Genomic DNA, 22,296 nt, shown 5'->3' on the forward strand with positions numbered 1-22,296 from the left:
CACCGCAGCTAGTGGGTTAAAATAGGTCGGTATAAAATTATTTACTTGAATCGTTTTTCGTCTTTCGTTGATCGTTTTGAACTTCTGTAAAAAGATCCTGAATCAAGTTCAGGATGACGAGTGTGTTAACCCACCGTTCCTGCAAACGCTCCTTAATGCAGAAATAAATCTTATAAATCTAAGTCTGCATCCTGCTATTACCACCCTGTTTTCCGGCCTGGGAAATGATGGAAGGAGAAAACGTTTAAAGCTTCGACTCTAAACTTTCAAACCACCACAACCCAAGGCAGCGCGTTCTCTCCCGATTCTTCATCGGGTGCTTGTGCTGCCGAAATAAAGCTTTAACGAATTTATCCGACATCAGGTCCAAGCCTTGAGTTTTTTGTTACTTTTTTGATCAAGCAAAAAAGTAAGAGCCCTTCGGCGGCCAGCCGAGGCAAGCCAAGCGTAGCGGGAAAAACAGCCCCTATCCGCCTATCGGCACCTTTCCCCGGATGGGAAAGGGCGCTGGAAAAAATTATTCATCGCAGCTAGCGACTTAAAAAATCATTAAGAATAAAACATAGGTCCTGAATCAAGTTCAGGATGACGAGTGTGTTAACCCACCGCTCCTGCACTTCCTTACGTAGAATAAACCTTATAAATCTAAGTCTGCATCCTGCTATTACCACCCTGCTTTCCGGCCTGGGAAATGATGGAAGGAGAAAACGTTTAAAGCTTCGACTCTAAACTTTCAAACCACCACAACCCAAGGCAGCGCGTTCTCTCCCGATTCTTCATCGGGTGCTTGTGCTGGCGAAATTAAGCTTTAACGAATTTATCCGACATCAGATCCAAGCCTTGAGTTTTTTGTTACTTTTTTGATCAAGCAAAAAAGTAAGAGCCCTTCGGCGGCCAGCCGAGGCAGGCCAAGCGTAGCGGGAAAAACAGCCCCTATCCGCCTATCGGCACCTTTCCCCGGATGGGAAAGGGCGCTGGAAAAAATTATTCATCGCAGCTAGTGGGTTAAAATAGGTCGGTATAAAATTATTTACTTGAATCGTTTTTCGTCTTTCGTTGATCGTTTTGAACTTCTGTAAAAAGATCCTGAATCAAGTTCAGGAAGACGACCGTGTTAACCCACCGTTCCTGCGAACGCTCCTTAATGCAGAAATAAATCTTATAAATCTAAGTCTGCATCCTGCTATTGCCACCCTGCTCTCCGGCCTGGGAAATGATGGAAGGAGAAAACGTTTAAAGCTTAGACTCTAAACTTTCAAACCACCACTACCCAAGGCAGCGCGTTCTCTCCCGATTCTTCATCGGGTGCTTGTGCTGCCGAAATAAAGCTTTAACGAATTTATCCGACATCAGATCCAAGCCTTGAGTTTTTTGTTACTTTTTTGATCAAGCAAAAAAGTAAGAGCCCTTCGGCGGCCAGCCGAGGCAAGCCAAGCGCAGCGATAAGAAATGGCCCTTATCTATCTAACGATATTTATATTTACGAAAAAGCTATTTGATAAGGACTCTTTAAGGCTATTTGAAAGGTTTCATCGCCCGATGGTTTGCTTTTCTTTTTCTATATCTCTGTAGCCGTAAGAACCTTCGAAAACATGCTGTCCATCCCTGGTGATCATTATATTCCCGTTAAGCTTATTAAGTGAGGCATAAGCATCAATCAAGCTGTCAAGTTTTGTTGGGATGGATTGGGCGGCTGCACTGGAAAAGATTAAAAAGAATAAGAAGTAAGTTAATAAGGGTTTCATGAGGATATAATATGAAGTTCGAGATGGTTTAAGACGAATAATTTTATAAAGGGTTACAAGGTTGCAATTATTTTATGTTCGGCATTAAACTTTAGCACTAAATAGATTCGAAATTATCGATCTATGGTATGTTCGTTCTGTGTGCCTAAATTTATCCTTAATAAGCTTAACTATAAGGAGCATTCCATCGAAACAAATTCTGAGTTTATCGGTTGATATCTTAAAGATTAAAATCATGAAAGCCATCTGGAACAATCAAGTCTTAGCAGAGAGTAACGATACAATTGTAATTGAAAACAATCATTATTTTCCTGCCGCTTCTATAAAAGAAGAATTTTTTCAGGCTTCCGGCAAACACACCACTTGCCCATGGAAAGGCGAAGCATCTTATTACACATTGGTAGTAGATGGTCAAAAAAACGAAGACGCTGCCTGGTACTATCCAAATCCAAAAGACGCTGCCAAGGAGATAAAACATTATGTTGCTTTTTGGAAAGGCGTAAAAGTTGAATAAATTTTGCTGTTTTACAATAGCAGTCTATTCCTATAAGTTGCAGGTACAACGAATGCCTTGTTGTAAACTGACGAAATTCTTCCGCGCTCCCAGCCTTTGAAATTTCGTAAGTTGATCTGACTTATGAAGTTTTGGTGGACTTTGTGGTGGGGAAACTTCGTCAGTCTCAAATGTAATAAGGCATTCTATACAATACTTCAGAAATCTGTAATTGCTTTGTTGTAGTTATTAATAAATATTTCTTCACTATGAAACAGCAAATGCCTGAAATAAAATTTACAACAGATTATGCTTTGATTTTAAATAAAATCAAAGATTTAGATCCTTTGCAATACGCAAAGACCAGAAATTTTGTAAATGGTGCAGTGAGCTACCTTTCACCATATATTTCCAGGGGAGTGATCAGCCTGAAGCAAATTCAACAAGAAGTATTTAGAAAAGGACTTGGATTAGAAATAACCGAAAAATTTTCACAAGAACTGGCCTGGCGCGAATATTATCAGCGCATTTGGCAGGAGAAAAAAGACCGCATCTGGGATGATCTTAACCAACCGCAACCTGATATTGTAGAACATGATATGATATCATCAATCGCAGAAGCCAAAACGGGCATAATCGCAATTGATAACGGGATTAATGATTTGTATCGGTCGGGTTATATGCACAATCACCTCAGAATGTATGTGGCATCTATGGTTTGTAACATCGGCAAAACCCATTGGAAAACACCATCAAAGTGGTTATATTATCATTTATTAGATGGAGATATGGCGAGTAATAACGCCAGCTGGCAATGGGTAGCTGCGGCATTTGCTTCCAAGAAATACTATTGTAATCAGGAGAATATCAATAAGTATACATTAAGTAATCAGCAGGATACTTTTTTGGATAAAACTTATGAAGAACTCCCTTTAATGCCAATCCCTGATGAATTAAAAGACAGAACTCGCCTACAGTTAAAAACTTTCCTGCCAGAAACGGCTTTACCCAAAATAGACGCAAACCGACCAACCATTATTTACAACAGCTATAATCTTGATCCTACATGGAGAAAAGATGATCTGGCCAACCGGATTTTATTGTTAGAACCCACTCACTTTTCTCAATACCCTGTGGGTGAAAATGTGATCAATTTTATAATCGGGCTATCTAAAAACATTCCGGGAGTCCAAATTTTTACTGGTGAGGTATCAGATTTATTATCGCTACATCAGGATAGTAACCTATTAGCTGGCGAAATTTTTATCTCAAAAGAACATCCGGCATTTGGCCATTATCCCGGCATTAAAGATATTTATGAATGGATGTTCCCAGAGGTTACAGGTGCATTTCCATCCTTCTTTAAATACTGGAAACTTTGCAGGCCATACCTGGAAAAATTATGATCAGATGCGCTAAACCAATACGGCATTTATTCTATTGAGATAAAAAGTAGTAAGCCTTGTCTATACGATATCCCTATACATCCAGCCCCGTAACCTGCAACTTGTAACCCGCAACCCATATCCTACTCCCATCCCTCAATATGATGAAAAAGAAATACAAAACATTAAGGCTAGTTCTGGGTGATCAGCTTAACCTGAAACATTCCTGGTTTGCTCAGGCGACACCAGATACGCTTCATGTATTGATGGAAGTAAAAACAGAAACCGATTACGTTTGGCACCATATCCAAAAGGCCTGTGCTTTTTTTGCTGCGATGGAAAATTTTGCAGAAACGCTTAATAGTACCGCATTTGAAACCTTATATATTCGCCTTGATGATGCAGAGAACAAACAAAACTTTTCTGATAACCTGGCTGAAATCATCAGGAAATTTGGTATTGAGGAATTTCATTATCAATTGCCCGATGAATATAGGCTGGATCAGGAACTGAACCATTTTTGTAGCACGCTCCAGATTTCATCCCGCTCGTTCGATACAGAGCATTTTTATACCAGCAGAACAGAACTCGGTGATTTCTTTTCCGGAAAGAAAGAATTACTGATGGAAAGCTTTTACCGGGCAATGCGCTTAAAGCATCATCTACTCCTTGATGATACGGATGATCCACAAGGGGGGAAATGGAATTTTGATACAGAAAACCGGAAAAAACTTCCTAAGAACCATAAACCGAATCCTCCTTTGTTATTGGCTAATGATGTGAGGAAACAATTTGAAAGAATCAGGGCTTCAGAAATTGTGACCATTGGTAACATTAATCCCGAGTACCTGCCATGGCCGATTGACAGAGATCAATCGTTAAAACTGCTGCATTATTTCTGCGAAAACTGCCTGCCATTGTTCGGAACCTTTCAGGATGCCATGCACACGCAGGAGTGGTCAATTTATCATTCCCGCCTTTCGTTTAGCATGAATACCAAACTAATTTCGCCGATTGAAGTGGTAAACACTTCGATTGACTACTGGAGAAAAAACAAAAAATCGATATCCCTAAACCAGATTGAAGGTTTTGTAAGGCAGATTTTAGGATGGCGGGAATACATGAGGGGCATTTACTGGATGAAGATGCCCGAATTCGAAAACCTGAACTACTTTAATTACCAGAGAAAACTTCCACAGTTCTACTGGACGGGTGAGACTAACATGAATTGCTTAAAACATTCGATCGCGCAATCGCTGGAATTTTCATATGCTCATCACATTCAACGCTTAATGATCACCGGGAATTTTGCATTGCTTGCAGGGATAAATCCTGATGAGGTTGATTTCTGGTATTTGGGGATCTATATTGATGCCATCCAATGGGTAGAAATTACCAATACCAGGGGCATGAGTCAATATGCAGATGGAGGGATTATCGGCTCAAAACCTTACACGGCAACGGCCAACTACATTCACAAGATGAGCAACTACTGCGATAGCTGTAAATATGATCGCAGTGATAAAATCGGAGAAAATTCATGCCCTTTTAACAGCCTGTATTGGGACTTTCATGACAGGCATCGGGAAAAGCTTCAGCGTAACCACAGGCTTTCTATGGTTTATCGGATTTGGGATAAAATGGACCCGGAACTAAAATCATCAGTTTTGAACCGGGCAAATCATTGCTTAAATAATTTAGATAAGTTGTAATATCATATTGATCCTGATGCATTTGACAAACCGATCTGGTTGCACCTTTTCTGCTAATTCATTTAGGAAACATCTTCAAGGCCTTTGAACAAATGTCTATATAACCGGATATTATATGTGCTTGAAAAATTATGGTTGTACTTTTTACGAATTTAAGAAAGGTAACTAACGGTCAAAACGTTGATCTTGTTGCCATTCACCTTAGCTTTCCTCATTATTTACCATTTTTTTGATGCTTAAAGTGATTTCAAGGCCTAGTGTATCAGATAACTTTTGAAGCGTAATCAAGGTGGGGCTGCCTCTTCCCGACTCAAATTTCTTGATTGCTCCAATGGCCACGCCAGAAAGGTCTGATAAGGTTTCCTGTGTAACTTTTAAAGAATTCCGTCGTAATTTGATGGCTTCGATAATTGCTGTAAAGTACATTATAATGCTCTATTTTAGGCAAAAAAAAGATTTTCATTCTTAAATAACATAGTAAAGTATATTAAAATAAACTATCAAATACTCTTAAATCATTCAAAATGACAATCATTATCCTATCTAAACCATTATTCTTTTGACTTACATCGATCAAGGAACCAGCCATGCATGAAACATACATTCTGAAAGAAACCATATTAGTTACATCTAAATGGTAAAATGACAACTTTCGCTAATTTCTGCAAATCAGACAAAAAGGTTCTATATTTTCTCAATAAAGGCTATTTAAGGAAACAACATATACCAGTTGTTTCCTTTTTTGGTGATCACAAGAATCTGTTAATCATATTCTTAATAAACGACTAAGTGATAAATAATGTCGTTTCTATTATTAGGTAATATTATTATATGCCATTAAAAAAGTAATCCAACTTTAACAGCAAGGCCGTAATAGCGATTTCTCGTTATTGATGGCTCATCTTTGATGGATTGATCACTGTAACCTAGGCTTCCTAGCATTGCCATTTTTGAACCTACTTTGAATTTATATCCTCCTCCAAGGTTGAACATTTGGCCTTTGCTGAAATTATCATCAATTTTCAAACCAGTCCCTGCGTCGCCATAAGCAAAGAATGTATTATTGTCGTTTTTAAAATAATACCTAACGTCTAAAAATAACTGGAAAAAATTATTATTTGTAAAATAATTATCATTATCCGTGTAATTTTCTAAACCTACACCTGCCCCAACTGATATTTTATTAGTAAAAAATACGCCATTGATATTCCTTAAACTGAGGGAATAAGCACCCGTTGTTCCGCCATCATATCTATTTGGACTAACCTGAATATCATAAGTATGATTCCCAACTGTATAACCCAATTCGGTAAGGTTAAAATATCCTTTTTCTTGTTTGGTAATCGTTTGAGCATAAAGCAGATTTGATGCAACCAGCGCAAATCCAAATAATAATAGTTTTCTTTTCATAGTTATTTATTCTTTCATTTTGAAGTTTAACCTTATTGACCTCCATTGGTTATCCCATTTAACGGCTCCTATAATCGTACCTTTATCAACATTATAAGACTTGGCAAGTTTATCCGTTATAAGTGATCTAGCTGCCTGACCGATGTCAAAGGCTAACTTACTAGGATCTGTCGAAAGTTTTATCTCCACCATTCTAAAATCTAATGGAATATCAATCATGTCTGTATTATATTCTCGAAGCTCTTGTGGAGACACGATTGTATATAAATTATAGTCACCATTTAGATATGTCGTTTTACTAATGCCCCCAACGTATGATTTTGGCATGTTCTCCATATCATTAATCGAAAGGTATTTCACCTCACCGTTACCATTTAATGGATAGATTGGAAATTTGTAGTTACTTGCATTAGGACTTATCAACGTGCCACTAGATGGTGCAGACTTGGTTAATACATCTTTTAATTTAGCCCAGCCAGCATTTATGGCGAATTTAAATTTACTTGAAGGTATATCCACATCTTCAAGATTATTTATCGGCAAAAGTCCTCCAGGAATAGTAACGGTAAATATTTCATTATCGCCACGTTTCATATACCAACCATATAAATTATAACGCTTAGCATAGCTATTATTACTTCCCCACATTGGCACACCATAGAATGGGTCTTCTGTTGGATTAATTAAGAATGGTTGACCAATTGATGGTGCAAAATCATTACTAGGTAACCCTATTTTTTCTACACCAATTGGGGCTTTATAAGAAATATAATCCCATCCGGCTCTGATTTCTTGTGCATCCGTTTTGTTCCACCAAAACCATCCCTTTTTTTGACACTTAACTTTTATCCCAAGTGTTTTGATAACTCCATAATTCCTGTTATACATCAGTGCACTCATACGATATTTGTTATTAAAGTTATTATATCGTGTTGAATTATCAAAAAATGTTTGAAGGATGCTCCCGAAACCTGTTCTGAACTCTATTGGATAATCAATATTATTGTTATACGCTGGATCAGCAGCAGGCTGCGTCCCCATAATTAAATTATCTAAAAAGTAACTTTGACGGTTAGCAATCGGAAGTTCATCAGGTGTTGAGGGTGGCGTTACTCCATTATTATCAGCATCAACTAAATCTGGGAATACAAGCGGATCTAAAACAGCGTCAGAAGGGAAAACAGTTACTTCAGGTTGAGGCAAGTCTTCCTCTACAAATGAATCTACGAAATAGACACTTTGATTGAGTAACCTTACATCACTATATTGCGTGCTCTGTACTTGAACCGCATCCATTAAAATTGGTGTAGCTTGATCTTCAAGCCTTACAGTATAATCGTTCTGTAAAGCAATATCGGCAAACACATTATTCAAAGCGGCGTAATTATTTGCATTTGTAAAAAAGGTTCCATAAGGGGGTAACCTTATAAATTATATTATCTACCTGAATTTCTCCTTCGACATTTAACATTGATTGAAAGACCTGATCGTCAACAATCTCTGTCATTACCTCATCATAGGTTGGAGCAACTTCTTCCCAAGCACCTTGATTCTGGTTGACATTAGACTTTGGTGCCGGCTTTAAAGAAGCTTGCAAGGATGCTTTTCTAGCCATCATTAATGGCGAAGTTGCTTTAATCGATAATGACGTTTTACTTATTAATGTTGATTCATGGTGAAAAAGGGAAATAAATTCAGGAAAGCTGTTTTTAATATTTGACGGTAATACCTTCCTATTAGCTTTTCTCATTTCAGAGTACAAATTGTCAAAGGTCTTTTTAGACATGGAAAGCCTATCTTTAGCCCCAGCTTCAATTCCATCTGAAATGTCTACTGTTTTTTCTTTTTTACAACTTTGAATTGTTAGTCCAATGAGAGCGCATAAGAGCAATAAAGCCCTTAGGAATTTAAATTTTGTTTTGTTCATGATTAGCGTTATTAATTGTTTAAAAAAAGTTTCTGGTGTTGAATGTGACGACTGAAAGAATTTGAGTTCCAAGGTCAGGATCAGAGGTTTCATTTAGCGGATTAGCGCAAAGAACTCTTAAACAATAAGGATAGATTTTGAGAGTTGAGAGATTATACATTTACAATGATTAGATTGCCCAAAGAAGCATCAAAAATGTTACATAGTTTTTTTTCTTACACCAACCCCGTAGTATTTTACACGAAACCCTAGCGTTTTTTTACTCGAACATACTATAAGTTTAACTTAAATTTCTGTTTCTAAACCAAAGTTAAATAAGTTAAAATACGGCTAACTTTTGCCAAAACTGATTAACCGACTACAATGCTTTCTTACTAATTTAGTACCATCAGCATCACTACTGATAAAACCTTAACCAGATATAGAATAACCTTAAACATTTCACTCATTCCTGAAAAGAAGGTGATCTTTAAGCGAATACAAGTGGATTAACGACATGCATTCCAGAGGGAAATGGAATGTGAAACCAGCTAAAAACCTGATCTAAAAAATGAAGAAATTAACAGTTGCATTGGTATTAATAGTTGCAATGGCAACAGCATCTGCTCAGCAACAAGACTATCCCATCCAGCCGGTTGCCTTTACGAAAGTACATGTACACGATAATTTCTGGCAGCCAAAAATGGAGATTAATGCCAACGTTACCATCCCCTATGTAATTGCGCAATGCAAAGCCAATGGCCGGATGGACAATTTTTTACGCGCTGGCAAAAAATTAAGTGGCGACAAAATGAGCGAGTTTCCATTTGATGATACTGACGTTTACAAAGCGATTGAAGGTGCATCTTACTCCATTCAAAATAAAGCAAACCCTAAACTAGAAGCTTATATAGATACATTGATTGCCATTATTGGAGCTGCACAAGAACCGGATGGTTATTTATTTACCTTCAGAACCGTAAATGCGAAACAACCTCATGAATGGATCGGATCTAAACGCTGGGAGAAGGAAGAAATTCTGAGCCATGAACTTTATAATGCCGGGCACCTGTACGAGGCTGCAGTTGCGCATTACCAGGCAACAGGCAAAAAAACCTTATTAAATATTGCCATTAAGAATGCAGATCTTTTAGTTAAAACTTTCGGCCCTGGCAAAATAGAAGAATATCCCGGCCACCAGATTGTAGAAATTGGCCTTTCTAAAATGTACCGCGTTACAGCCAATAAAAAATATCTCGACCTGGCTAAGTTCTTTTTAGATGTTCGCGGACCAAAGGGAGATGCTTACAACCAGGCAGATAAAAAAGTGGTAGACCAGCATACTGCCGTTGGCCATGCCGTGCGGGCAGCTTATATGTATACCGGAATGGCAGATATTGCAGCGCTAACCGGCGATACGAAATACCTTGCAGCTATTGATGATATATGGGGAGATGTGGTAAATAAGAAACTTTATATTACAGGTGGCATTGGCGCAACAGGTGCTGGCGAAGCTTTTGGCGAGGCTTATCAACTACCAAACATGTCTGCCTATGCAGAAACCTGTGCAGCCATTGGGAATGTTTATTGGAATGAAAGGATGTTTTTGCTACATGGCGATTCAAAATATATTGATGTGCTGGAACGAACCTTATACAATGGTTTATTATCGGGTGTTTCTTTAAGCGGCGACCGATTTTTCTATCCTAATCCTTTAGCCTCCATGTTTCAACACCAGCGCAGCGCCTGGATCAGTTGTGCCTGCTGCATCAGTAACATGGCCAGGTTCTTACCTTCTTTACCTGGCTACGTGTATGCACAGGATAAAAATGATCTTTACGTTAATTTATTCATGGGCAATACCAGTAAAATTGCGCTTGATGCTACCAATGTAGAAATTACACAAACCACCGAATACCCATGGAAAGGTGAGGTGGCTATTAATGTCAATCCGGAAAAAACGGCTGATTTCACTTTAAAAATCCGCATCCCGGGCTGGGCGAATCAGGAAGCTTCTCCAGGCGATTTATATGCCTTTATGAATAAGAAAACCCTCCCAGTTACCATTTCAATAAACGGAAAGGCGACGAACTTTATCACGGATAAGGGTTATGCCTTATTAACCAGAAAATGGAAAAAAGGTGACTTGGTTTTGTTGAATCTTCCGCTGGAAACTGATAAAGTTATTGCGAACAAGAGTGTAAAAGATGATTTATCCCGTTTTGTTTTGGAACGTGGTCCGATGGTTTACTGCCTTGAAGGACCTGACAATAAAGATAGTCTGGTGCAGAACATTATGATCGATAAAAATGCCATCGCCACTGCACAATACGATCCGAACCTTTTAAACGGCGTTGGCGTAATCAATATTGCCGGGCAAAGTACCAAAAGACAATTAAACAGCGACAGCCTTTTAGTGGTGAATCAAAATGTAAAAGCCATTCCTTATTATGCATGGGCAAACCGCGGACCAAGTGAGATGACTGTTTGGATTCCGTATGAACAATCGGCCGCCAGACCAAAACCTGCTCCAACCATTGCCAGCAAGAGTACCGTATCTGCATCATTAAAAAATAAGAGGATGTTCTCTGCCATTAAAGACCAGTATGAATCGGCCGATTCTAAAGACACCAATTTCCCTTACCTACACTGGTGGCCTGCAAAAGATACCAAGGAATTTATCCAGTATGATTTTGATGCTGCGCAAACCGTAAGTGAATCTAAAATTTATTGGTATGATGATAGTCCCTGGGGTGGATGCCGGATTCCTGCATCCTACAAATTGTTGTATAAAAAAGGAGATCAGTGGTTACCTGTCGAAGCAACTTCCCCATACGAAATCAGCAAAGACAAATTCAATTTACTTCATTTCAAACCAGTAAATACAACCGCTTTACGAATGGAAATTCAACTCCCGAAAGAGCATGCAACCGGCGTGCACGAGTGGGCCGTTAAATAATAAATATTGGTCTATTTTTTTCTCGAAAAACTCCCGTTTTCAATTCTGTGAACGGGAGTTTTTTCGTTTTAAAGCACCATGGTATTTTATCAAAAAAAAGTAAAACCCTATCAAAAATAAATCAATAACCCACTATTAATCAAACTACTAATACAAAATAAGGCAAAATTGGATGATTATTTATTAAAGTTTCCATTCTCAATTTCAATCTTTTATCCAGAGAAAAATTTTCGATCAACTGAATAAGTTGTTTTTTATTGTGGATAGGTTAAAAAACGATTCAAATCAGGTAAAATCTTCGTCATATTTAAGTCATTACAAAGGTAAATTTATAATCGTTAACCTAACGTTTAAACTAATCAATAAGCTAATGAAATTGAACTCTACTTGGAGGCGAGGTAAATTACTCGGCATCATACTATTCCTTTTGCTGCCCTTTATTACCCTGGCACAAACCAGAATTACCGGTACGGTAACCGACGGAAAAAACGAGCCCATACCCGGGGCATCTATCAAACAAAAGGGAACTACAAACGGAACTTCATCTGATAACACAGGGGTATTCTCGCTTACGCTAAAAGAAGGATCGCCCATGCTCACCATCAGTATTGTGGGCTATAAAACGAAGGAAATTTCATCAACCGGGAAAACAAATATTAAGGTAGAACTAGCAGAAGATGATAACGCTTTAGATGAGGTAGTGGCCATTGGTTACCAGAACATCCAGCGGAAAAATACGGCAGGCGCCATTTCATCAGTTAAGGGAAAAGATTTTGAAAACACGCCTTATTCTACTTTCGACGCCATGTTGCAAGGTAGAGTTGCAGGCTTAACCATTTTAAGTACATCAGGCGAACCTGGCGGAAATAATATTGTGAGCATTCGTGGAGCAAGCAATGTAAATTTTGGGCAAACCAGTTCTCCTTTATATGTTATTGATGGGGTAATTTACGATGTAAATGATATTGGTTCTGCTTACGGTAGCAGTCCGCTCCAGGCCATTAATCCGAATGATATTGAATCTGTAGATGTTTTGAAAGATGCATCTGCTTCGGCAGTATATGGTGCACGCGCCGCTAATGGGGTAATTATTGTGAAAACAAAACGTGCCATTGCCGGTGCGCCGCCACAAATCAGGGTTTCGAGCTATTTCGGAATCGCAAATAAGCCTGCGCTAAAGCCTATTCAAACCGGAGCAGCAGAAAGACGGTTAAAAATGGGTTTACTTTATGGAGGCAATGCTGAATATGATCGACTGAGAAACCTGAACATGATGCTTACCGATAGTTTGAATAGCGCATTTAATAACAATACCGATTGGCAGGGCCTGTTTCTTCAAACCGGGAATATCAGTAATGTAGATGCCAGTATTGCCGGGGCAACCGATAAGTACTCTTACAGGTTCTCCTTTAACCGTTATTATGAAGAAGGCGTAATGAAAGGTTACGACATCACCAGGATAACCCCCAGCCTGTTTTTTCAGGTAAATCCAACCAAAAAATTACTGGTACAAACCAATTTATTTGTAGGCTTAACTAAGGCGAAACATGGAATAGGTGACCCTAATAGAAGCAGGTATCCGTTTACAACGTGGGGTTTTCCCTCATCTTTCTGGAGTATTGGCCAAACTGAACAAGAACTATACAGTGGCAGATACGATGAACTTAGGGATGACGACAAGAACACCAGTTTAAATGGAAACACCATGGCGCAATATACCATTTTGCCGGGTTTGAACCTGAAAAGTACCATCTCTTATAACATTACGAATAATACCCGCAGCTTTTTTATGCCCAGCTTATTAAGTGAAAGCGGACAAAATGAGGCTACCGGCTATATTTACCAAACCAACCGCTGGGAGCTGGAGAACACTTTAAACTATACGAAATCGCTAAAAAGCGGGCATAACTTTAATGTAGTGGTGCTCCAGGGGATGGAAAAAAACGTGTTAAATAATACCAGGAGTTCTAGTATAGGGAATGCTGACGCTGTTAAAACGGTTGCCGGCATCGCTTCTGGTCCAAATTTATTTGTGAGTAATGAGATTCAGGAGCGCTCACGTTTATCGTGGATGGGGAGTTTTGTTTATGACTACAAGGGAAAATATCTGCTTCAAGCCGTATATCGTACCGATGGATCATCCAGATATAGCGCAGATAGCAGATGGGGCTCCTTTCCATCCGTTTCAGTGGGTTGGAATGCGTCAGAAGAAAGTTTCTTCACGCCTGTGAAAAATGTAGTTTCTTATTTAAAATTCAGGGCCAGTTATGGTATTACTGGAAATGATCCCGGTGCTTATTACGCCCAATATCAATCATTAATTGCTGATGCTAATTATCCTACATCTGTATTGGGTAACGGTCAACAAGGCACACAAACCACTTATAATGGTACGCAGGTACTCTATCCTGATTATTATGGTGCGGCTTCGGCAGCTTCCATCAGTTGGGAAAGAAGTCCGCAATTTAATGCAGGGATAGATTTGGGTTTATTGAAAGACAGGATTACCTTAACGGCTGATTATTATATCCGTGATTCAAAAGCAAAGGTATTTCAAATCGGTGTACCGCTAACCACAGGCTACTCTCAAACCTCTAATAACTATGTAGATTTACGCAATACCGGGGTTGAATTTACACTAACTACCCGAAACCTGGCACCAACGTCAAAATTCCAGTGGACCACTAATTTCAATATTGCCTATAACGATAATTACATTACCAAGCTGCCAAATGGCGGAAGAGATTTCACCTTTGGGCCGCCCTGGTTGCAACAAACGTTAAGTGTAGGCGAGCCATTGTTCACCTTCAAGGTTTGGGATGTAAACAGAATTTATTCTACTGATGCCGATGTTCCGATAGATCCGAAAACGGGTAAAAGAATTACGCATTTTGGTGGTGCGCAATATGCCGCCGGCGACCCGGCAAGAGTAGATCAAAATGGCGATTACAACATCGATTATAACGATTATGTATCCATTGGAAATCCAAATCCAAATATTACCGGCGGGATGTTAAACTCCTTTTCTTATAAAGGATTTTCGCTCGATGTACTGTTGACCTTTATTTCTGGCCGGAGCTTGCGGAATGGTTATTTATCAGATAAACTTCAGGATGCTGGCACCAATGACCCCTATTTATTTTGGGGTCCGCGTTCTGGCCCGGCTTCTAACTTCAATGTGGCAGATTTCTGGTCTAAACCTGGCGACATTGCAAAATACCCCGGCCTGATTACCAACAGTGTTGATAAATGGCACATTGGCCAGAGCACTTACATTGAAGATGCAAGCTTTCTACGGATTAAAAACATCAGATTGGGTTACATGTTGCCTCAGAAATTCACAAAAAAAATCGGATTAAGTATGGTTAGATTTTATGGCGTAATGGATAACGTAAAAGTTTGGTCCAGATCTACTGTACCTGATCCAGAAGCCGTAGAAGTAACAGGCTACTCGGGCGGGAATGATTATCCAATCCCTAAAAAGTATACGTTCGGCTTTGATTTAACCTTTTAACCCTACAACAATGAAAAAACTTACGATATATATCTGCTGTGCCATTGGAATAAGCATGATCACCTCCTGTAAAAAATTCTTGGATGAGGCACCTATCAGCGTTTCTACCGATTTAACCTTCTGGAAAAAGGAAAGCGATGCCGATAAAGCCGTTGCAGGCGGTTATGCACTATTGAGAAAAACATTAAATAAAGCCGAAGGAATTGGTTTTTATGCCTACGGTGATTTACCGACTGATGAATTTTCGGCAGCTGCCAGTAATAGATTTAGTGAGATTGCCCAAATGCAATGGTCTATTCCTATAGCCAGCGGAGAAACCTGGGACAGAATGATGCAAATGAGAAGGTACGATACATTTTACAGTGCAATTGATCAGGCAAACCGATGCATCAAATTTATTCCCACCATTGGCGATGATAAATTTGCTTCGACCATATCTAAAAACAATCTCCTGGGCGAAGCTTATTTTTTAAGAGCGTTTAACTATTTCTACATGACCAGAATCTGGGGTGATGTACCTTTGGTAACAGCATCTGTTAATGTGCTGGATGCTGTGGATATACCCCGCACCAAAGCTGCCGAAGTTTTAGCACAATGCATCAGCGATGCGAATACTGCAATAAACTTATTAAGCTGGGATTATACCAATGCAAACAACCGTGCTGTAAGAGCAAATAAAGGTGCTGCCCTGGCGCTATTGGCTCATATTTATGCCTGGCAAGGCGATTATCAGAATTGTAATTTAACTGCTGATAAAATCCTGAGCCAAAACTTTTATCAGTACGTAAACCGTGATAACTACTTAAATATTTTTAAAGGTAAATCCAGCGAAGGGATTTTCGAAATCGCACAGAGTGATGAAAATGAAGGTAACTCATTTAATATTGCCTATTACACTTTAAAAAACCCCTATTTAACAACCAATACCGGAACTGCCATATTTACGCTTAATGTTAACACCTTAACTACCTTATTTGATACACCTACAGATAAGCGATTGACGGCGGCATTTGCATTGACTAATTCTACCGATCCTATTTGCATTAAGTATTCCAACATTACTTATGTTAACGGGCAAAATGTAATTAATGCCGTATCCAGAAACAACATTATCATTTTCAGGCTTGCTGATATCGCTTTGCTCAAAGCCGAAGCGCTTGCCGCCTTAAATCAGTTTGACCAGGCCAGATCTGCTTTAAATGAAGTTCGTGCCACCGCGGGTTTAGGCGCCTGGTCAGGCACAAACGCTAATTTATTCGAAGGCATAATCGACGAACGTGGAAGGGAACTTTTCTTAGAAGGACATCGCTATTACGATTTGGTAAGACTCGGTAAAAAAACCGGAATCATGAAGTTTGGTGCTGAAAAAATGAATAAAAGTGATTTTGATGCTGGTAAATACTATTGGCCTTTAGATCCGGCATTGATGAACATTAACAAAAAATTGACTCAAACTCCATTCTGGAGCTCAAAGATGTAAATGATGAAAAATAAACTTCTGTACTTTATAATATTCAGCCTGGGGCTGGCATATTTTACCAGTTGCAAAAAGAGTGAATATTTAACCGATGGTGGTCTTAGTGAAGCAAAAACACCGCTCACTACTTATGATTACCTGAAACAACACAAGTATCATTTATTCGATACGCTGATTATGGTAATTGATCATTATAACATGAAAGATGAAGTGAATGGCGCAGCAACTTTCTTTGCACCAACCAATTATTCCATTAATAATTACATCAGGGTAAAACGAGATTCTGTTCGTAAAATTGATGAAAATAACACGTACACGCTCACTGATATGTATAAGGATATCAAAGCAGATTCTTTGCGCATGTACCTGTCAAAATCGCGGATAGAATTAACTTCCACGCCATTGCAGCCTTTAGTGGTTGCTAATGCTGCAAATACACAAACTGCGGTACAACGTATTTTACAGCCCAAGCCTGGTGAATCATGGTCTTCGGCCCCGATTTATTACCTCTATTACATTAAAGTCAGGGGTGGGCTCGATCCTCCAAATGCGACTCCCGTACCCAACGATCCGAATATCGATTTACGGGCACAATGCCAAACCACCGGGATTGAACCATCTTCAGGCGGCATGTTACATGTGTTAAACAACAACCATACATTCATCAGATTCTAACCAGGAATTGCAACAGCAACAATCATGAAAAAAAGATTTATCATTTCATCTCTATCTGCATTGGCTCTGGTGGGCATCTTTTTTAGCTGCAAAAAAGTAACTCCAGGCTTTATCAGTGATTATATGTACTACAGCCCTAACCCACTCATCGCAACACAGGGAAATGTGGTCAATTCTAAAGCGCTGGAATTAGATGGCTCTACCGGCCCTGTGAAGGTTAAACTATTGGCAGTCAGGAATTCGAATACAGGTCAGCCTGCGCCAGATATGCTCAAGGAATTTACCATTAAACAATTTTTGGGTCAGATTACCAGTGCAGATTCAACAGTGGCCCTTGTGAATCAGAAAATTGTATTGAAACCTGCCCTCCCACTGGAAGTGAGCGAAGTAGGCGGACGGATAACACTTTCACAAGCCACGGCAAATGTAGCTACGGGAAATTATGTGATCGATGTTCAGGTAACCAACGTTAAAGGAACCCGCGACATTTTAAATGCCTGCAAAATTCAATTGCTTCCTAAAGCGCATTTTGCTTTGGATGCAGGTGCTTTTTTTACCACTTCCGATCCTGATACGGAAACAGGTTTTAGCGGTCAGTCGCCACTTCCTGTAACTGTTTCTTATGATAGCAAAGGCACGAATAAAATCCGTTTTGTGTTTTTAGATAAAAATGGTGTAGCCTTTAATCCATCTGCCGGGCAAGTGGTTACCAGGGGCGACCGGGGAAATTTTTCACAAATGAATCCTTATTTCCCTTTGGTTAGAACCACCGCTGCATTAGAATGGGATTTTATTGATCTCCCTAACGGTTTCCCGATTAAAGATGGCAACAACGGAACCGGAAATTATTACAGAATCCCAGCGAGGTTTACAGTTGAAAACAGGAATGTAAATCCCGTATTCTTTGGTTTTAAAGCATTATCAGCAGGCAGTTACACCGTAACTATTCAAATCCCTGCTATTACTAAAAAGCCATAATGGTTAGTTTAGTGTTGAAGCCCAGATCGGATTATTCCGATGCTGGGTTTTTTATTGAATATCTATTTCCGTCTTTGCGAGAAGGCTTCTTCAGCCGCCGAAGCAATCTTAATACGATCGCTATATACATTGAGTCATAGCGAGAAGCTACAAGCAGATTTTTTTACTCTTCAAAGTTAAATGATTTTATCTTGTCCTGGCCGGACGGGCCTTTTTTCTTTTGACAGCAAAAGAAACAAAACTGCCGGCTCGCAATTTTTCTGTTAAAGTCAGTGGGTAGGCTTGGTCAGTGCCATCCCAAAAAATTGACCATGCCGGTCTAAGAGCAGAACGAGGAAACAGTGGTTTGGCTTTGCTGGGTGGTTATAGCGATCGCCATTTTGCTAATTTATTAACATCTGCACCATCTCCGTCATTGCTTAGGAACGAATCAATCTTAAAGCCATCACTCCATGCATCATGCTAAACAAACTTTAAAACCACCGCTTCATTTACCTAAGTACGCTATCCGGCCTAGCAGAATTTCGCCGAAGAGCACATTGAAATTCTTGCACTTACTTTCCTATTCCGAATGACCAAGGAAATATGCAGCGAGGGCGGGTTTAAGTAAGGGCTAAGCCTCATATTTCTGCTTTAAGAATTTCGATGCTGCTATTCAAGAAAGGATGCAAGCCTTGACTTTTGTTTCTTTTTGCCAAGAAAAAGAAAGAAGCCCGTCTGGCTAAGACTAGGAAGAGTCGTAGCGAGATGCTACAACCTGATTTTCAACCTAACCTACCGTCATATCGCTTTACATTTCCCCGCTAACCATAACGCCTCATCCTCACTTAACCCTGGCTTCAATCGCTCATAAACCATTTGATTATAGGCATTCAACCAATTAATCTGTTCAGGAAGTAACCATTCGGCAACCACAATCGAGGTATCAATGTAAGCCAATGTTACCGTTTCAAACTGAAGGAATTCTCCAAAATAAGTAGTTTCTGCCGGAACTGTTAACACCAGGTTTTCAATCCTGACCCCATGTCTACCCGGCCGGTAAATCCCTGGTTCGATAGAAGTAATCATTCCCGGATCAACCGCAACTGCAGCATTAGAGGGTCCAATATTTTGTGGCCCCTCATGCACGTTCAGGTAATATCCCACACCGTGGCCTGTACCATGTCCGTAATTAATACCTTGCTGCCAGAGCTGCTGTCGACAAATTCCATCGATCTGATAACCCCGCGTTCCTTTCGGAAACTTAGCTGCAGAACCAAATATCATTGCTGAAAGCACCAATGTATAATCCATCTTTTCCTCTTCCGTCGTTTCGCCTAATGGAACTGTTCGGGTAATATCGGTCGTTCCGTAAAAATAATGACCACCTGAATCAAGCAGGAAAAGACCCTTAGGAAGTAATTCAAGATTACTTTTTTCATCCGGACAATAATGTGGAAGCGCTGCATGTGGGCCATAACCTGCAATCGAAGCAAAACTAATCCCCGCAAAAGTTTTACCAAGCTCCCGAAATTCCTTCACCTTTTGAGAAGCAGAAAGTTCAGTAATTTCTATTTTACCAATATTTTCTTCCAACCATTTAAAAAACCTCGTGAGCGCAATACCATCACTTACCATCGCCGCCCTTGTATTTTTTATTTCAATTTCGTTTTTAATTGATTTCAAAAAAACTACCGGATTGGTTTCCTTAATTATGCGTACCGTTGAAGATAACTGCGTTAAGAATTTATAGCAAGTCCGCTTTCCATCAAGCAAAATGGTACAGTTTGCTAATCCCTGAATATCAGCGCTAATGTTTTGGTAGTGTTTTATGGTTCCTCCTCTTTCAGCCAGCAAATTCAAATCATCAGGCGATAATTTTCCATCATTGATATATAATGCCACTTCATCCGCAGTAATTAAAGCATAGCAAAGCACCACCGGGTTATAACTCACATCATTCCCACGGATATTGAAAAGCCAGGCCAGATCATCCAAACTAGAGATCACGTGAATATCAGTTTTAGCTTTCTGCATCTCCAACCGAAGATCAACAAGTTTACTTTTGAAATCTTGGCCGCAGTCTTCCTCTGGTAATAAAGTAGCAAGATCATTTGGTAGCGCTGGTCTGTTTTCCCATATTTCCGTTAGCAAATCCAAATCCTGGATCGCAAACTGTTTTACGGATAAAGCTTGTTTAATTTCTTCGCCCAAAACCATCGACATTAGCTGATAATCGAAGGCCACTATAGATCTGGCAGGTAATTGCTCATCTAACCAGCCAATATATTCAGGGGTGTGCTGAACTTTCAATTTCACCAGTTCATATCCGCTACCTTCAAGTTGTTGGTTAGCTTGTTCGAAATAACGGAAATCGGCCCACAAGCCTGCAAATTTTTGTGTAATCACCAATGTTCCGGCAGAACCTGTAAATCCAGATGCAAATTGGATACACTTGTATCGATCTGGCACGTACTCGCTCATGTGTGGATCAGACGATGGAATGATATAAGCATCAATCCCAACCGCCATCATTTTAGCCCGAATGGCGGATAATTTTTCCTGGTAGGTCATATCAATTTAATAAGCGTTGTTTCTAATTTCTTCCACTTCATCAATCTCAATCGCCAGTGGTTTTCCTAACAATTGCAGACCATCATTAGTCATCGCATAATTGTTTTCTAAACGGATTCCACTGAAATCTTTGAATTTCTCTACCGCATCATAATTAATAAAGGATTCAAATCTGCGTTCAGATTTCCATAAATCAATCAGTTCAGGAATCATATAAATTCCTGGCTCAATGGTAAACACATAACCAGGTTCCAGCTCCTTTCCCAGTCTCAACGATTTCAAGCCAAACAGCTCCGTTTCTTTCTTCAGGTTTTCATTATAACCTACATATTTTTCGCCAAGATCTTCCATATCGTGTACATCAAGCCCCATCATGTGGCCCGTACCGCATTGAAAAAACAATGCATGCGCACCTGCAGCTACTGCTTCGTCTACATCACCCTTCATTAAACCCATCGCTTTCATTCCCTCTGCCAAACCTTTACAGGCGGCAAAATGAACATCAATATATCTTGCATTTGGTGTAGAAGCGGCTTCTGCTCGTTGAAGTGCAGACTGGACAATGGAGTACACCTCACGTTGCCTGCTGTCGAATTTTTTCCCAACCGGGAAAGTTCTGGTCAGATCTCCGCAATAACCAAGTTCGGTTTCCATCCCAGAATCATTTAGCACGAGCTGTCCTTCCTGCATCACGTTTCCGTGAAAATGGTTATGTAAAATTTGACCATTAATGGTTAGAATAATTGGATAAGCCAGATTTCCACCTGTTCTCTGTGCTTCACCATGAATTAAGGCTGCAACCTCTTCCTCTTTCATTCCCGGCTTGGTTTTGCGCATGGCCAGCAAATGCATATCAATTGTATGATTAACGGCCTTTTCAATCTCCGTAATTTCTAATGCTGATTTTATGGAGCGTTGTGTTGCAACTGCTTTGATGAATGGCACTGATGCAGCCTGTTGTAGGCTATCAACGCGAAGATTTAACAACTGAGCCAGTTTAATTTTATTATCTGCACGATAAGGCGGCAAAAAGTGAATCTTTCTGTTTTTTGAAATCGCCTGATTAATATAAGTAAAAACTTCACTAAAGGGCTGAAGTTGTGAGATGCCTGCCAGATTTGCTTTTTCCTGGATGGTTTGTTGTCTGCCCATCCAAACGATATCATCAATACTCATTTCATTCCCAAAAATGATTTCGCGATTTTCATCGATATCAATCACCGCCACCAGGCCCGGATGTGCAATACCGAAATAATATAAGAATGTGCTATCCTGCCTGAAACTGTAGGTATTGTCGGCATAGTTCATCGGACTTTCTTCATTGCCAAAGAAAAGAAGTAAGCCAGATTTTAACTGCTCAGCTAACGCTGCCCTTCTCTCCACATATACACTTGTTTGAAACATCTGCTTTATTTTGTAGTGATGAATAATAAAATTTGATCAAAAGTAATAAAAGCGATAAAAAATGTCGGCTCATTTAGGTCACAAT

The 22,296-nt window shown here is 39.6% G+C and carries 15 protein-coding genes; 8 read left to right on the plus strand and 7 right to left on the minus strand.

Annotated elements, in window-relative coordinates; all coding sequences use genetic code 11:
• Positions 1-1,529 precede the first annotated feature (1,529 nt).
• On the minus strand, positions 1,530-1,745 hold the full coding sequence (locus ACN1CD_RS10170) for a hypothetical protein (RefSeq protein ID WP_419130281.1): 216 nt from the start codon (positions 1,743-1,745) through the stop codon (positions 1,530-1,532).
• 235 nt (positions 1,746-1,980) lie between these two features.
• Between ACN1CD_RS10170 and ACN1CD_RS10175 the strand changes: the two genes are divergently transcribed.
• The 3 genes from ACN1CD_RS10175 (at position 1,981) to ACN1CD_RS10185 (ending at position 5,335) form a co-directional block, all read left to right on the plus strand.
• Complete coding sequence (locus tag ACN1CD_RS10175; protein WP_419130282.1) at positions 1,981-2,259, plus strand: DUF427 domain-containing protein; 279 nt, start codon at positions 1,981-1,983, stop codon at positions 2,257-2,259.
• A 248-nt stretch (positions 2,260-2,507) separates the two neighbouring features.
• Positions 2,508-3,644: an FAD-binding domain-containing protein gene (locus ACN1CD_RS10180; RefSeq protein ID WP_419130283.1), complete on the plus strand. Its 1,137-nt coding sequence runs from the start codon at positions 2,508-2,510 to the stop codon at positions 3,642-3,644.
• 140 nt (positions 3,645-3,784) lie between these two features.
• Complete coding sequence (locus ACN1CD_RS10185) at positions 3,785-5,335, plus strand: cryptochrome/photolyase family protein (RefSeq protein ID WP_419130284.1); 1,551 nt, start codon at positions 3,785-3,787, stop codon at positions 5,333-5,335.
• Positions 5,336-5,536: 201 nt separating this feature from the next.
• On the opposite strand, the gene ACN1CD_RS10190 is transcribed toward ACN1CD_RS10185, so the two are convergent.
• The 4 genes from ACN1CD_RS10190 to ACN1CD_RS10205 all read right to left on the minus strand — a co-directional run bounded on the left by ACN1CD_RS10190 (position 5,537) and on the right by ACN1CD_RS10205 (position 8,672).
• The gene (locus ACN1CD_RS10190) at positions 5,537-5,761 is read right to left on the minus strand and encodes a helix-turn-helix domain-containing protein (RefSeq protein WP_419130285.1); all 225 of its coding nucleotides are present in this window, start codon (positions 5,759-5,761) and stop codon (positions 5,537-5,539) included.
• Positions 5,762-6,172: 411 nt separating this feature from the next.
• Entirely contained in the window at positions 6,173-6,745 is a 573-nt protein-coding gene (locus ACN1CD_RS10195) for a hypothetical protein (protein WP_419130286.1), read from the minus strand.
• A gap of 6 nt (positions 6,746-6,751) precedes the next feature.
• A complete protein-coding gene (locus ACN1CD_RS10200; protein ID WP_419130287.1) occupies positions 6,752-8,119 on the minus strand; it encodes a hypothetical protein in 1,368 nt (455 codons plus the stop codon).
• A 10-nt stretch (positions 8,120-8,129) separates the two neighbouring features.
• On the minus strand, positions 8,130-8,672 hold the full coding sequence (locus tag ACN1CD_RS10205) for a hypothetical protein (protein WP_419130288.1): 543 nt from the start codon (positions 8,670-8,672) through the stop codon (positions 8,130-8,132).
• Between the two features lie 550 nt (positions 8,673-9,222).
• Here ACN1CD_RS10205 and ACN1CD_RS10210 point away from each other — a divergent pair.
• The 5 genes from ACN1CD_RS10210 (at position 9,223) to ACN1CD_RS10230 (ending at position 18,254) form a co-directional block, all read left to right on the plus strand.
• Complete coding sequence (locus tag ACN1CD_RS10210; protein ID WP_419130289.1) at positions 9,223-11,610, plus strand: glycoside hydrolase family 127 protein; 2,388 nt, start codon at positions 9,223-9,225, stop codon at positions 11,608-11,610.
• A gap of 370 nt (positions 11,611-11,980) precedes the next feature.
• On the plus strand, positions 11,981-15,124 hold the full coding sequence (locus ACN1CD_RS10215; protein ID WP_419130290.1) for a SusC/RagA family TonB-linked outer membrane protein: 3,144 nt from the start codon (positions 11,981-11,983) through the stop codon (positions 15,122-15,124).
• 10 nt (positions 15,125-15,134) lie between these two features.
• Positions 15,135-16,604: a RagB/SusD family nutrient uptake outer membrane protein gene (locus ACN1CD_RS10220; RefSeq protein WP_419130291.1), complete on the plus strand. Its 1,470-nt coding sequence runs from the start codon at positions 15,135-15,137 to the stop codon at positions 16,602-16,604.
• Positions 16,605-17,276, plus strand: coding sequence for a hypothetical protein (locus tag ACN1CD_RS10225; RefSeq protein WP_419130292.1), 672 nt, complete (start codon positions 16,605-16,607; stop codon positions 17,274-17,276). It begins immediately after the preceding gene.
• Between the two features lie 24 nt (positions 17,277-17,300).
• Positions 17,301-18,254: a hypothetical protein gene (locus tag ACN1CD_RS10230; protein ID WP_419130293.1), complete on the plus strand. Its 954-nt coding sequence runs from the start codon at positions 17,301-17,303 to the stop codon at positions 18,252-18,254.
• Positions 18,255-19,034: 780 nt separating this feature from the next.
• Here the strand turns inward: ACN1CD_RS10230 and ACN1CD_RS10235 are convergent.
• The gene (locus tag ACN1CD_RS10235) at positions 19,035-20,807 is read right to left on the minus strand and encodes an aminopeptidase P family protein (RefSeq protein WP_419130294.1); all 1,773 of its coding nucleotides are present in this window, start codon (positions 20,805-20,807) and stop codon (positions 19,035-19,037) included.
• A gap of 6 nt (positions 20,808-20,813) precedes the next feature.
• Positions 20,814-22,211: an aminopeptidase P family protein gene (locus ACN1CD_RS10240; RefSeq protein ID WP_419130295.1), complete on the minus strand. Its 1,398-nt coding sequence runs from the start codon at positions 22,209-22,211 to the stop codon at positions 20,814-20,816.
• Positions 22,212-22,296: the final 85 nt, after the last annotated feature.

Origin of the sequence: Pedobacter sp. N23S346 (assembly GCF_048515415.1) — a bacterium.
Classification (GTDB): domain Bacteria; phylum Bacteroidota; class Bacteroidia; order Sphingobacteriales; family Sphingobacteriaceae; genus Pedobacter.

Coding starts and splice junctions, on each gene's coding strand:
- ACN1CD_RS10235 (WP_419130294.1), bottom strand. CDS start 20,807: ATGACCTACCAGGAAAAATTATCCGCCATTCGGGCTAAAATGATGGCG.
- ACN1CD_RS10225 (WP_419130292.1), top strand. CDS start 16,605: ATGATGAAAAATAAACTTCTGTACTTTATAATATTCAGCCTGGGGCTG.
- ACN1CD_RS10215 (WP_419130290.1), top strand. CDS start 11,981: ATGAAATTGAACTCTACTTGGAGGCGAGGTAAATTACTCGGCATCATA.
- ACN1CD_RS10175 (WP_419130282.1), top strand. CDS start 1,981: ATGAAAGCCATCTGGAACAATCAAGTCTTAGCAGAGAGTAACGATACA.
- ACN1CD_RS10240 (WP_419130295.1), bottom strand. CDS start 22,211: ATGTTTCAAACAAGTGTATATGTGGAGAGAAGGGCAGCGTTAGCTGAG.
- ACN1CD_RS10195 (WP_419130286.1), bottom strand. CDS start 6,745: ATGAAAAGAAAACTATTATTATTTGGATTTGCGCTGGTTGCATCAAAT.
- ACN1CD_RS10205 (WP_419130288.1), bottom strand. CDS start 8,672: ATGAACAAAACAAAATTTAAATTCCTAAGGGCTTTATTGCTCTTATGC.
- ACN1CD_RS10170 (WP_419130281.1), bottom strand. CDS start 1,745: ATGAAACCCTTATTAACTTACTTCTTATTCTTTTTAATCTTTTCCAGT.
- ACN1CD_RS10190 (WP_419130285.1), bottom strand. CDS start 5,761: ATGTACTTTACAGCAATTATCGAAGCCATCAAATTACGACGGAATTCT.
- ACN1CD_RS10185 (WP_419130284.1), top strand. CDS start 3,785: ATGATGAAAAAGAAATACAAAACATTAAGGCTAGTTCTGGGTGATCAG.
- ACN1CD_RS10180 (WP_419130283.1), top strand. CDS start 2,508: ATGAAACAGCAAATGCCTGAAATAAAATTTACAACAGATTATGCTTTG.
- ACN1CD_RS10210 (WP_419130289.1), top strand. CDS start 9,223: ATGAAGAAATTAACAGTTGCATTGGTATTAATAGTTGCAATGGCAACA.
- ACN1CD_RS10220 (WP_419130291.1), top strand. CDS start 15,135: ATGAAAAAACTTACGATATATATCTGCTGTGCCATTGGAATAAGCATG.
- ACN1CD_RS10230 (WP_419130293.1), top strand. CDS start 17,301: ATGAAAAAAAGATTTATCATTTCATCTCTATCTGCATTGGCTCTGGTG.